The 12,658-nt window shown below is 64.1% G+C and carries 10 protein-coding genes and 1 riboswitch; of the genes, 6 read left to right on the top strand and 4 right to left on the bottom strand.

Annotated features, from left to right (window positions below):
• The first annotated feature begins 55 nt into the window (after positions 1–55).
• From DYI37_RS08650 to DYI37_RS08625, 6 genes are all read left to right on the top strand, one after another.
• On the top strand, positions 56–796 hold the full coding sequence (locus DYI37_RS08650; RefSeq protein ID WP_245413836.1) for a YitT family protein: 741 nt from the start codon (positions 56–58) through the stop codon (positions 794–796).
• A gap of 108 nt (positions 797–904) precedes the next feature.
• Positions 905–1,014: riboswitch (TPP riboswitch) on the top strand.
• A gap of 136 nt (positions 1,015–1,150) precedes the next feature.
• On the top strand, positions 1,151–2,974 hold the full coding sequence (gene thiC / locus DYI37_RS08645) for a phosphomethylpyrimidine synthase ThiC (RefSeq protein ID WP_116682991.1): 1,824 nt from the start codon (positions 1,151–1,153) through the stop codon (positions 2,972–2,974).
• A gap of 4 nt (positions 2,975–2,978) precedes the next feature.
• Positions 2,979–3,962, top strand: coding sequence for a glycine oxidase ThiO (gene thiO / locus DYI37_RS08640; protein ID WP_116682794.1), 984 nt, complete (start codon positions 2,979–2,981; stop codon positions 3,960–3,962).
• A complete protein-coding gene (thiS, locus tag DYI37_RS08635) occupies positions 3,959–4,156 on the top strand; it encodes a sulfur carrier protein ThiS (RefSeq protein ID WP_116682793.1) in 198 nt (65 codons plus the stop codon). Before thiO ends, thiS begins: the two co-directional genes overlap by 4 nt.
• A gap of 5 nt (positions 4,157–4,161) precedes the next feature.
• The gene (locus tag DYI37_RS08630; RefSeq protein WP_116682792.1) at positions 4,162–4,932 is read left to right on the top strand and encodes a thiazole synthase; all 771 of its coding nucleotides are present in this window, start codon (positions 4,162–4,164) and stop codon (positions 4,930–4,932) included.
• Positions 4,929–5,558, top strand: a complete 630-nt coding sequence (locus DYI37_RS08625) for a thiamine phosphate synthase (protein WP_116682791.1) — start codon at positions 4,929–4,931, stop codon at positions 5,556–5,558. Before DYI37_RS08630 ends, DYI37_RS08625 begins: the two co-directional genes overlap by 4 nt.
• A gap of 1,026 nt (positions 5,559–6,584) precedes the next feature.
• On the opposite strand, the gene DYI37_RS08620 is transcribed toward DYI37_RS08625, so the two are convergent.
• The 4 genes from DYI37_RS08620 to uvrB all read right to left on the bottom strand — a co-directional run bounded on the left by DYI37_RS08620 (position 6,585) and on the right by uvrB (position 12,431).
• Positions 6,585–7,532: a class I SAM-dependent methyltransferase gene (locus tag DYI37_RS08620; protein ID WP_116682790.1), complete on the bottom strand. Its 948-nt coding sequence runs from the start codon at positions 7,530–7,532 to the stop codon at positions 6,585–6,587.
• A 179-nt stretch (positions 7,533–7,711) separates the two neighbouring features.
• On the bottom strand, positions 7,712–8,356 hold the full coding sequence (locus DYI37_RS08615; protein ID WP_116682789.1) for a DarT1-associated NADAR antitoxin family protein: 645 nt from the start codon (positions 8,354–8,356) through the stop codon (positions 7,712–7,714).
• A complete protein-coding gene (locus tag DYI37_RS08610; RefSeq protein WP_116682788.1) occupies positions 8,356–8,889 on the bottom strand; it encodes a DarT ssDNA thymidine ADP-ribosyltransferase family protein in 534 nt (177 codons plus the stop codon). The genes DYI37_RS08615 and DYI37_RS08610 overlap by 1 nt, the downstream gene beginning before the upstream one ends.
• A gap of 245 nt (positions 8,890–9,134) precedes the next feature.
• A complete protein-coding gene (uvrB, locus tag DYI37_RS08605; protein WP_116682787.1) occupies positions 9,135–12,431 on the bottom strand; it encodes an excinuclease ABC subunit UvrB in 3,297 nt (1,098 codons plus the stop codon).
• Between the last annotated feature and the right edge of the window lie 227 nt (positions 12,432–12,658).

The raw sequence follows: 12,658 nt of genomic DNA, 5'->3' as shown, positions 1-12,658 counted from the left end.
AGACATGCGAAAACCCGATACGCTTCGCCCGGTCGATGCCCTATGATCGCGCCTCATGAGCGACGATATCGACAGGCCCATCCCAATGGACGAGGAGCGGACAATGGGCCGGCGCCCGTTCCACGACCCCAAGACGGCCGAAGGTCTTTCGGCGGCGGCCTCACGGCCCATTCGCTGGCGTTTCGGCGACTGGCACGCGACGCCCACCCATCACACACCCCTCGAAGACGCCCAGGCGATCGTCACCGGCATGGTGCTCGCGACCCTCGGCATCGCGATCCTCGCCCATCTCGGTTTCCTCACCAGCGGCGTTGCGGGTCTGGCGCTGATCGCCTCCTACGCCTTCGGCGTGAATGTCGGCCTCGCCTTCTTCGTCATCAACATGCCCTTCTATCTCCTCGCCGCCCTGCGCATGGGCCCGGCCTTCACCATCAAGACCTTTCTCGCCGTCGCGGGGCTCTCGGTGATGACCGCCGTCCAGCCGGACTACCTCACCTTCGGCTCCATACATCCGGCCGTCGGCGCGGTCGTCGCGGGCCTCCTTCTCGGTTTCGCCCTTCTCGCACTCTTTCGCCATCGCACCAGCCTCGGCGGCGCGGGCATCCTTGCGATCTATCTTCAGGACAAGCTCGGCTGGCGCGCGGGCCTCACCCAGCTCGCCATCGACCTCACGATCCTCGGCCTCGCCTTCGCCGTCGTCGACTGGGACAAGGTCCTCTACTCGATCCTCGGCGCCGTCTGCCTCAACGGCTTTCTTGCGATCAACCACCGCACCGATCGCTACCTCGCCCGGTGAGCGGGCCGGAGCCGGCGGTCGGATGCAGGTCCGCGTCCGTATCGAGGCCCGGTCACGAAACCGCGTTCCGCCGGTCCTTGACCCACCGCAAGGCCGCCGTTACGCTTTCTCTCGTCCAAGGGGAGTTCCAGCATAGGAACTGAGAGGCCGCTGATGCGCGGCGACCCGTCGAACCTGATCCAGCTCGTACTGGCGTAGGGATGGAAGACGGCCGGGAGTTCTCTCCCCGCGCGGCCTCGGTGATCGGAGATGTGTATCTTCCGACGGATCACGGAGCCCCGCATATCGAGGGCCGCATTCGATCACCGATGACAGCTCTGGATCTCCAACGCGATGATCGCCGGGAGACCCGACATGAATGCCATCACCCCTACCGTGACCGCCGGCCCGCTTCAGGCCTCGCGCAAGATCCATCTGGCCGGCACGGCCTATCCCGAGATCCGCGTGCCCCTGCGGGAGGTCTCGGTTCATCCCACCGCCGGCGAGCCGCCGGTGACGGTCTACGACGCCTCCGGCCCCTATACCGACCCGGCCGCCGGGATCGACATCGCGAACGGCCTTGCCCGCCACCGCACCGCCTGGGCGCTCGATCGCGGCGATGTGGAGGCCTATGACGGCCGGCCCGTGAAGCCCGAGGACAACGGCAATTTGCCGGCCGACAAGATCACCCCCGCCTTCCCGGTCGCGCACCGGCCTCTGCGCGCGAAGGCGGGCCGCGCGGTCACCCAGCTCGCCTATGCCAGGGCCGGCATCGTCACGCCCGAGATGGAATTCGTCGCCATCCGCGAGAACCTCGGCCGCATGGCAGGGACGCAAGCCCTCCTCCGCGACGGCGAACCCTTCGAGGCCGAGATCCCCGACCACATCACCGCCGAATGGGTGCGGGAGGAAGTCGCCTCGGGCCGCGCGATCATCCCCGCCAATATCAATCATCCCGAACTCGAGCCGATGGCGATCGGCCGAAACTTCCTGACCAAGATCAATGCCAATATCGGCAATTCGGCCGTCACCTCCTCCATGGCCGAGGAGGTGGAGAAGATGGTCTGGGCGATCCGCTGGGGCGCCGATACGGTGATGGACCTTTCGACCGGCCGCAACATCCACAACATCCGCGACTGGATCATCCGCAATGCGCCGGTTCCGATCGGCACCGTGCCGCTCTATCAGGCGCTGGAGAAAGTGGATGGCATTGCCGAGAACCTCACCTTCGACGTCTATCGGGACACCCTTATAGAACAGGCCGAACAGGGGGTGGATTACTTCACGATCCATGCGGGCCTGAGGCTTCACCACATTCCGCTCACCGTCGACCGGGTGACCGGCATCGTCTCGCGCGGCGGCTCGATCATGGCCAAATGGTGCCTGCACCATCACCGGGAATCGTTCCTCTACGAGCATTTCGAGGAGATCTGCGACATTTGCCGCGCCTATGACGTCTCCTTCTCCCTCGGCGACGGGCTGCGGCCCGGCTCCATCGCCGATGCCAACGACGCCGCCCAGTTCGCCGAGCTCGAAACCCTGGGCGAGTTGACGAAGATCGCGCGCGCCAGGGACTGCCAGGTGATGATCGAGGGCCCCGGCCATGTGCCGATGCACAAGATCAAGGTGAATGTGGAAAAGCAGCAGAAGCTCTGCGGCGACGCGCCCTTCTATACGCTCGGGCCGCTCGTCACCGACATCGCGCCGGGCTACGACCACATCACCTCCGGCATCGGCGCGGCGATGATCGGCTGGTTCGGAACGGCCATGCTCTGCTACGTGACGCCGAAGGAGCATCTGGGCCTGCCCGACCGGGACGACGTGAAGACCGGCGTCATCACCTATAAGATCGCGGCCCACGCCGCCGATCTCGCCAAGGGCCATCCGGCCGCGCAAGTTCGCGACGACGCCCTCTCGCGGGCCCGCTTCGAATTTCGGTGGGAGGACCAGTTCAACCTCTCCCTCGACCCGGATACCGCGAGGCTCTTCCACGATGAGACCCTGCCCAAGGAGGCGCACAAGACGGCGCATTTCTGCTCCATGTGCGGGCCGAAGTTCTGCTCCATGCGCATCTCCCACGATATCCGGGCCGAGGCGCAGAAGGAGGGGATGGAGAAGATGGCCGAGAAGTATCGCGAGGGCGGCAACCTCTACATGCCGGCGCAGGAGATCGCGCACCGGGCCGGGCCGGCGGAATAGCTGCATGCATGTCGCCGTCATCGGAGCCGGTGTCGCGGGGCTGGCCTCGGCCGTGACCCTTGCCGAGCGGGGCGCGCGGGTGATCCTGCACGAGCGCTCGGCCAGCCTCGGAGGCGAGGCTGCCTCCTGGCTCGCCGGCGGCATGCTCGCGCCGTTCTGCGAGAGCGAGAGTGCCGATACGGCGATCATCGGGCCGGGGCTCGGGGGCATCGCCTGGTGGCGGGACCGCGTGCCGGATGTGACGACCGGGGGGACGCTCGTTCTCGCCCCGCCCCGGGATGCTGCGGAGCTCGACCGTTTCGCCGCGCGGACGAAGGGCGCCGGATCGCGGCTCGATGCGGAGGGGGTGGCGGCGCTGGAGCCGCAGCTCGGCGGGCGCTTCCGGCGCGGGCTGCATTATCCCGGCGAGGCCCATCTCGATCCGCGCCGGGCGATGGAGGCGCTGGCGGAGCGCTTCGTCTCGCTCGGCGGTGCGATGCGGTTTTCGAGCGCGGCCGATCCCGAGATGGCGGAGGGCGACCATGTGGTCGACTGCCGGGGCATCGCGGCCGGGGCCGCAGGCCTTCGGAGCGTTCGCGGGGAGATGCTGATCCTTTCCAGCCGGGAGGTGAGCCTGTCGCGGCCGGTGCGGCTGCTGCATCCGCGCAGCCCGATCTATGTGGTGCCGCGCGGCGGGGGCCGGTTCATGGTGGGGGCCACCATGATCGAGAGCTCGGACCCCGGCGGCGTCACTTTGCGCTCGGCGGTGGAGCTGATGAATGCCGCCTATGCGCTGCACCCGGCCTTTGCGGAGGCGGAGGTGCTGGAGATGCGGGCCGGGCTGCGGCCTGCCTTCGCCGACAACCTGCCGCGCGTGACGCAAGCGGGCCGCGTGGTGACCCTGGCCGGGCTCTACCGGCACGGGTTTCTGCTGGCGCCGGACTGCGCCAGGAAAGCTGCGGACCTGATCCTCGGCCCTGAAGAAGGGCCAGAAAGCGAGACCCCATGAAGATCATCGTCAACGGCGAGAGCGCCGAGGTGGAGGCCGCGACGCTCGCCGGCGCGCTGGAAGAACTCGGCTATGGCGAGGCGCTGGTCGCCACCGCCCTCAACCGGGAGTTCGTGCCCGCGCCCCTCAGGGGAGAAACCCGGCTGTCCGAGAACGACCGGATCGAGATCATCGCGCCCATGCAGGGAGGCTAACCCGGATGGACATCTACGGGGAGACATTCGAAAGCCGGCTGATGCTCGGCACCGCCCGCTATCCCTCGCCCGACGTGCTGAAGGCGGCGATCGCCGCTTCGGGGGCGCAGATCGTCACCGTTTCCTTGCGCCGCGAGAGCGCGGGGGAGAGGGCGGGGCAGGCCTTCTGGGACATCATCCGCGAGACCGGATGCCGGGTTCTACCCAACACCGCCGGATGCCATTCCGTCTCCGAGGCGGTGACCACGGCGCAGATGGCCCGCGAGGTGTTCGGCACCGACTGGGTGAAGATCGAGGTGATCGGCGATGCGGACACGCTGCAGCCGGACCTTTTCGGCCTGGTGGAGGCGACGCGCGTGCTGTCGGAGGAGGGGTTCAAGGTGCTCGCCTATACGACGGAGGATCTGGTGGCGGCGGACCGGCTGGTGGAGGCGGGGTGCCGGGTGCTGATGCCCTGGGGCTCGCCCATCGGCTCGGCGCGCGGGCTGAACAATGTCTATGGCCTGCGCGCGATGCGCGCCCGCTTTCCCGATCTGACGCTCATCGTGGATGCCGGGCTGGGGGTCCCCTCCCATGCGGCCCATGCCATGGAACTCGGCTATGACGGGGTGCTGCTCTCCTCGGCCGTGGCGCTTGCCGGCGATCCGGTGGGGATGGCGAAGGGCTTTCGCCTCGCGGTGGAGGCCGGGCGGCTCGGCTTCACATCGGGCCCCCTCGCCCCGCGCGACATGGCGGAGCCCTCGACGCCCGTTCTCGGCCTTGCGAGCTTCGCATGAGCGCGCCGCTTACCCTCGACCCGTTCTATCTCATCGTCGACACGGCCCACTGGGTGGCGCGGCTGGTGCCGCTGGGCGTGAAGCTGGTGCAGCTGCGCGCCAAAAACCTGCCCGAGGCGGAGCTGCGCCGCCAGATCCGCCGCGCCCGCGAGACCTGCGCCGCCCATCGCTGCCGGCTGGTGGTGAACGACCACTGGCGGCTCGCGATCGAGGAGGGCTGCGATCTCGTCCATCTCGGCCAGGAGGATCTGGCGGCGGCCGATCGCGGCGCGATCGCCCGCGCCGGCGTGAAGCTCGGCCTCTCCACCCATGACGAGCGCGAGCTTGCGACGGCGCTCGAAGCCGAGCCCGATTACGTCGCCCTCGGCCCGATCTGGCCGACCATTCTGAAGGCCATGGCCTGGGCGCCCCAGACGCCCGACCGGCTCGCCCTCTGGCGCGCGGCGATCGGCCCCCTCCCCCTCGTCGCCATCGGCGGGGTGACGGTGGAGCGCCTGCCCGAGGTGTTCGCCCAGGGCGCCGACAGCGCGGCGGTGGTGACCGACATCACCCGCCATGCCGACCCCGAGGCCCGCACCCGCGAATGGATCGCGGCGACGGAGACGTGGCGGCGGGAGCCGGACTGAGGATCGACCCGGCGCGCCGGGTCGATTGCGTAGGACCGATCACGCCGGGTCGGACACGCAGGGGCAGTCAGGCTTGGACGATCACGCAGGCTTCGCCGCCCCGTGCCGCTTGCGGCCGGGGGTGAGGCAGGACGGGCCGGGGCGTGTGGGCCGGCGAACTCGAAACCCGCCCGGCCCGATGAGGGGAAGGGCGGCGGTGCGCCGGGGCGAACCCGGCTGAGGTGGTAAAGAACGGCTCGCTTCCGGCGCACCGCGCGGGATTTGCCGTCTCGCTTCGCCTCGGATTCCCGCCTCGCCCCCTCGAAGTGTCCGCCGGGAAACGCCCATCTTCCCCCCGCTTGACAGGGGCAGGCGTGCCGGACGGGACCTCGAAGGGTCTCGGCTCAAATCCTCGGCGGCTGCCGACGCTTCACGGAAAGCCTTGCCGGCCTTCCGTTCAAGCGGACCGATCCGCACCCGCGCCGTATTACGCGAGGGGTCGGCGGAGCCGCGAGACGTCCGGGGCGCGATCCCTCCGGAAGAGACCCCGCCGCAGACCCGCACCATCCACCCGAACGATCCCGGCGATCACCCGTGCCCTTGGGGCGAATGGTGAGCGGAGTATGGGGGTGGGGTGATGGGGCGGGGATAAGATTTCCATGTCGGCTAGGGCCGTTGACTTCCGGCTGTCGTCATCCCGAGCTCGCTCCGGGAGTCTTGCCCAGCAACCCTCACTGCTGGCGCGGTTTTCGCGTTGGGGCGGATCATGCGTCCATTCGATCAGCTTGCGAATTACGAAGCATTCAGGCCACATAAAAATGGCCGGTTTGATCCCCTCATTTGAGGGGTGCTCAGAAATAAGCACAAACGCGTTTTGCGCCTGTTCGGTCTATGACCGGACGGCTTTGAGCAGGCTGAAACAGCATACAGTGAAAGTGGTTCGAAAACGAGCGTTCGAAGGCCTAGGATGGATGGAAAGCAGGACGGTAGCGTTAAGAAGGCAGGCGTTAAAAAGCTCAAACATGCAACTGTTGGAATTCGGACAATTTAGAGCCGCCGTCGAAGGATCGCAGACACTGCATAAAGGGGATGACCCGATATGCCCGCGGCGCCAACAGCGATGCGCGGTCCTGTCATTGGTTCTTGATAGCGGTGTAGTTCTACATCAACAACGTCGAACGGCCCGTGCTGCGTCAGCGACTGCATAGTGTTCGTGGTTTCATCGATGAGCCTAGACTCATCATTGGTCGTGCCGCGGCTAACTATCTGGAGCAGGCCGCCCACTCGCAAGACACTTCCAGCTAGATCCATGGCGGCCAGATCATTTGCCATACGGTGATTGCTGTCGCTGTCGACCGATAGCTCCTGGATGAATTTGTCATACTGGCGGGCCGGATGAACACCGCTGAACCACAACGTCACGGCATCAAATGGCGCAAGAGTTCCAATCCAATCTTCGAATTCTAAATCAGGCCTAAGCATGTCAGCCTGAACGAGGACGACAGGTGCCATCTGCGGAAGCATTCCAGATACCATCTGAACATCATAGGCACGCCCATGCGCAGGTGTTCGGACGATGCGAGTAGCCGGACTCGTTAAGTGAAGCAGTTGAGCCGCGGCTCTAAGGCAGTGCGGATTCTCGTCGATACCGACGAGAAGTCCAGTTTCTCCAGTCAGTTTTCGGAGATCAACAAGACCTTGCCCACGACCGCAGCCAACATCGATCACGCGACGCGCTCGGCCGAATTTCAGGATATGCGCGGACAGATGTCCATAGAGTCCTTGAGCCTCGTAAAATGAGGCATTGCCTTCCCATCGGCGAGCGTATTCGCGTTGCGATACGTCCAGCAGTTCGGCATCACTGGCGTCAAGAATCGGCTTGTGGCATTCCCGGTAAGGTAAGCCGCTAGAGCAAGGGCAAGGAGCCGTAGGGTCAGCTGGCATCTGCATGGCCGCAAGATAGTCATGGCAGCGACTTTGTGCAACCAACAGCATTCACCACGGCCAAGCGTTAGCGAACAATAGCTTTGAAAGCAGTCGTTTCGTCGAACGAAGGGCAAAACATGTCGGAAGCCACCGATCGCCTATCTAGCCTTACCTTGAAACAGAATTGTCAATTCTGTTTCAAGTGGCGGATCGATACAGACCATGGAAGCGGAGCTGTTCAAATTATGTCAAATGGTTTGAATCATTTTCGCAAACGTCGAGAAGCTACTGGCGGCTTCGGAGATTTTAGATCGCTTTAGGAGCGTCAGGTACTCAGCGAATGCACGTGCTTGGCAGTTCACTTGCTTTGCTGGATTGAACTCGATGTCTGTGAAGGCATCATAGTGAACCTTGCGTTCTATCCAGTCGGCGTGATCTTTCAACGAACGAATGTAAAGCCAGTCGTAAAACGCATTCATAGGTGAGAGAGGGTATGATCTACCCTCAAGCTCAAACCTAACTAAATTTCCAAAATTGGCTTCGCGTATAAAACGCTTGGCATCTCTCGGACTAAATTCAAAAACTTCTCGGAACGGCCCGCCCTGCTCGAAAACCTTGGCCCCCTGATACACGCTCTCTAAAGGGTATTTTTGCCCATCAATGTCGATCTTGAGGCTGAAAGCGCTGAGCTTTCTTCCCAATTCTTCAGACGATTTAGAAGAAATCTCCAATATGTCCCGGACACCATTTTCTCGAGCTACAGAATGCAGGGCGTTTATGTTTTTCTTCTTCTGAATTTCAGCAAAACCAGACGACCACTGGAATTCAAACAATCTCTCATGGACTAGCTGGGTACCATCTGTACTAGGAAAGAAGACAGGACGGGTTGCCATTAAAATACTCCGGCGAGGAGTTCTACTGGCACCGTATGTGGCACAAGGACCTCGAGTTTCTCGGCTGCCTGAAGGCGTTGCTGAACAGTTGGGTCGGACCATTCCGTGCGCTCATATAGGACTTCCACATCAAGTTTCAGTATAGCTTCTTCTACTGGCAAGATTTCGACGTCATTCGCGTTTGCTACGCCAAACGCGATCCGCGTTCCCTCAATTTTTAGCACCTCCGGGCGAATTGCCAAGTAGCGAGGGTTTGGGAGGCGACCATCCTTCTGAGCCAAAAATTTCATGCGGTGGTTTCTGGTCATGCATAGACTAACGTAAGGATCAATACCTCGATACGTGTCTAAATCATGGCTCAGAGGATTACCCCCGGTTGCTAGTGGAGGCCACCAACCTTCCGCACGCATGCGTTCCTTCGAAATGAGCCCCTTAGCGCTAATGGAAGGGAAATTTGCTTCGTCCGTAAAATGATACAAATATTTATGTTGATTGCTTCTGTTCATCATATTAATTAACTTATCTAAGTTCATATCCAATACCCTATCTTTCTATACCATAGTAATCATATATAAATTGCCTCGATTATTCTACACTCCTCCGCGTCTTACGGCAATTCAATAAGACGGCGCCGATGTTGTAAAGTGGGGGTGTGGCCCGTGCTTGTCATTCCATAATGGCCCTTATGCACCTGATGGAAAGGATGCTCGCTTTCGCGCGTCGTAAGCGATAATATGAACGACCGTCGATAGGCGTAGTGCTGACGGTTCTCTCACCATCACCGCCCCGGCCGCCCCGTCTTCGTCGGCCTTCGCTTCCGTCGCTTCTCATCCCCCTCGTCCTCATAACTTCCCCGCCCGATGCGTTCGCGGCGGATGGGGGCGGCGTCGTTTTCGGGGGTGGGGCGCTTGGGGGGCTCCGGCTTTTTCGGCGGGGTCTTGCCGGTGGGCTTTTCCGTGCGGCCGACGGTCATCTCGTCCAGCGAGTTCTTGCGGAACAGGGAGCGGTCGCCTGAGGGGTCGGTTTCGCCCTTGATGCGCGAGGCGATGGGTTCGCCGCCGGGGCCGAAGACCGGGTTGCGGTGGTTTGAGGCCGGGACGGCGGTGTCCGTGCCGGGGCCCATGTCGCCGAGGCTCGGCTTGCGGAACAGGGAGGCCGGGGCTGCGCCTTCGCCGGTGCCTCGGGGTTTCAGGGGTTCGCCCTTGGGGCCGAAGCGGTCGCCGCCGGCGGGGGAGCGGTCGCGCTTCGCCTTCTTGTTGTATTTGGAGCGGCCGGAGACGGGGGACATGGTCTCCTCCTCCATGGCGATGGCGGCAGACATGGGGTCGGCCTCCTCCACCGCGTTGCGGGCGCCGGACTTGCCGCCCTTGGCCGAACCCGAGCCGGCATCACCGCCATATTCCAGCTCCTTGGCCTGGAGCTTCTTGATCTCGTCGCGGAGCTTCGCGGCCTTCTCGAAATCGAGATCGGCGGCGGCGGCGCGCATCTCCTTTTCCAGATGCTCGATATGGGCGCGCAGATTGTTGCCGACGAAGGCGCCGGAATCCTCGGCGAAGCCGCCGGTGTCCACGCGCACATGGTCCTTCTCGTAATAGCTGTCGAGAATATCAGCGATCCTGGCCTTCACGCTGGCCGGCGTGATGCCGTGCTCGGTGTTGTAGGCGATCTGCTTCTCGCGCCGGCGATCGGTCTCGGCGATGGCGCGCTCCATGGAGCCGGTCTTGTTGTCGGCATAGAGGATGACCTTGCCGTCGACGTTTCGCGCCGCGCGTCCGATGGTCTGGATGAGGGAGGTTTCCGAGCGCAGGAAGCCTTCCTTGTCGGCATCGAGAATGGCGACGAGGCCGCATTCGGGAATGTCGAGACCCTCGCGCAACAGGTTGATGCCCACCAGCACGTCGAAGGCGCCGAGGCGCAGGTCGCGGATGATCTCGATGCGCTCGAGCGTGTCGATGTCCGAATGCATGTAGCGCACGCGGATGCCCTGCTCGTGGAGATATTCCGTGAGATCTTCGGCCATGCGCTTGGTGAGGACGGTGCACAGGACCCGGTAGCCCTTCTCCACGGTCTCGCGGATCTCGCCGAGGAGATCGTCCACCTGGGAGCGGGCGGGGCGGATCTCGACGGGCGGATCGGTGAGGCCGGTGGGGCGGATGACCTGTTCGGCGAAGACGCCGCCGGACTGCTCCATCTCCCAGGTGGAGGGGGTGGCCGAGACCGCGACGGTCTGGGGGCGCATCGCGTCCCATTCCTCGAAGCGAAGCGGGCGGTTGTCCATGCAGGAGGGCAGGCGGAAGCCGTATTCGGCGAGCGTCGCCTTGCGGCGGAAGTCGCCGCGATACATGGCGCCGATCTGGGGCACGGTGACGTGGCTCTCGTCGATGAAGACGAGGGCGTTGTCGGGCAGGTATTCGAAGAGGGTCGGCGGCGGGTGGCCGGGCTGGCGGCCGGTGAGATAGCGCGAATAGTTCTCGATGCCGGGGCAGGAGCCGGTGGCCTCGATCATCTCGATATCGAATCTCGTGCGCTGTTCGAGGCGCTGGGCTTCGAGGAGGCGGCCGGCCTTTTCGAGCTCCACGAGACGGTGCTTGAGCTCCTCCTTGATGGATTTGACCGCCTGGTTCAGGGTCGGGCGCGGGGTGACGTAGTGGGAGTTGGCGTAGATCTTCACCGACTTCAGGTCGTCGGTCTTCCGGCCGGTGAGCGGATCGAATTCGTGGATCGCCTCGATCTCGTCGCCGAAGAGGGAGATGCGCCAGGCGGCATCCTCCAGATGGGCGGGGAAGATCTCGATCGTGTCGCCTTTCACGCGGAAGGAGCCGCGCTGGAAATCCATGTCGCGGCGCTTGTATTGCTGGGCGACGAGATCGGCGAGGAGCTGGCGCTGGTCGAGCCGGTCGCCGACGGACATCTGGAAGGTCATCGCCGTATAGGTCTCGACCGAGCCGATACCGTAGATGCAGGAGACGGAGGCGACGATGATGCAGTCGTCGCGCTCCAGAAGCGCGCGGGTGGCGGCGTGGCGCATCCGGTCGATCTGCTCGTTGATCGAGGACTCCTTCTCGATGAAGGTGTCGGAGCGCGGGACGTAGGCCTCGGGCTGGTAGTAGTCGTAATAGGAGACGAAGTATTCGACCGCGTTGTCCGGGAAGAAGGACTTGAACTCGCCGTAGAGCTGGGCGGCGAGGGTCTTGTTCGGCGCGAGGATCAGGGCCGGGCGCTGGGTGCGCTCGATGACGTTGGCGACGGTGAAGGTCTTGCCCGAGCCGGTGACGCCGAGGAGGACCTGGGTCTTGTCCTGATCGGAAATGCCCGAGACGAGATCCTCGATCGCCGTCGGCTGGTCGCCCATGGGGGTGTAGTCGGAGGCGATGCGAAACGGCACGCCGCCTTCCGACTTGTCCGGCCGGGCCGGGCGATGGGGCAGCCAGACCTCGCCGTTCTTGATGAGGGGATTGCCCTCGGAGATGAGCTTGGTGAGGGCGTCGACGGTGGCGGTGACGCCGCCTTCGGGCAGGCTTTTCGCCTCCTCCAGCGACACGTCCATGCCGGCGACGGGATTGAGGCCGGCGGCGGCGCGTTGCTTGGGATCGGAGGTCGCGCCGATGGATGTGCCGCGTGCCGATTTCATCGGCTTCTGTTTCTGGTTCGCGCTGTCGGCGCTGGGCGCCTTCGCTCCACCGGGGCGGGCTGACCGCCCGACGGCCGTTCGGCCTTTCCTCGCTTCGCTCGGGGCGTCGGTGCCAACATCCCGTGCGGAGGTCCGGGGTTTGGCGGCGGCGTCCTCGGGCGAGGCGCCCGGATCGTCGGCCGTGCGCTGGCTCCGCGTCTCGGCATTGCGCGCGATCTCCTCGGCCCAGGAGCCGATCGGCCCGGACAGGGTCTCGGAGGCGTCGAACCCGGCCTGGGGCGCCTCGCCGAAGCCTTTGGGATCGAGGCGTTCGGAGGCATCCGCGAAATCGGTCAGCGGGCCGCGGCGCGCCGGGCGCGTCGGATCGAACGCCGCGTCCTCGCCGCTCGTCGCCGTGTCGGAAACCGCCTTCTGCGGCGCGGGTCTGCGGGGTCTCGAAGCCATGTCCGCGATATAGAGGAGGCAGGGGGGCTTTTGAAGCGCGGCCAAGCGACCGGCGCCGGCCCATGAGCGGGTGCCGGCGGAAAAAGCGACGTTCCGAGCAATGCCGTTAAGCCTTCGTTTACGCTGCCATCCGATCCTTCAGGCAACGCCAACCCCATGGAAGGACGTTTCGCATGCACAGGATCAAGCAGTCCCCGAGCCTCGGGATCACCGTGGCCTTCGTCTTC

This window comes from Fulvimarina endophytica (genome assembly GCF_003403015.1).
GTDB lineage: Bacteria > Pseudomonadota > Alphaproteobacteria > Rhizobiales > Rhizobiaceae > Fulvimarina > Fulvimarina endophytica.
Note: the sequence above shows the minus strand (reverse complement) of the source record. Positions and strands in the feature narration are given on the sequence as shown.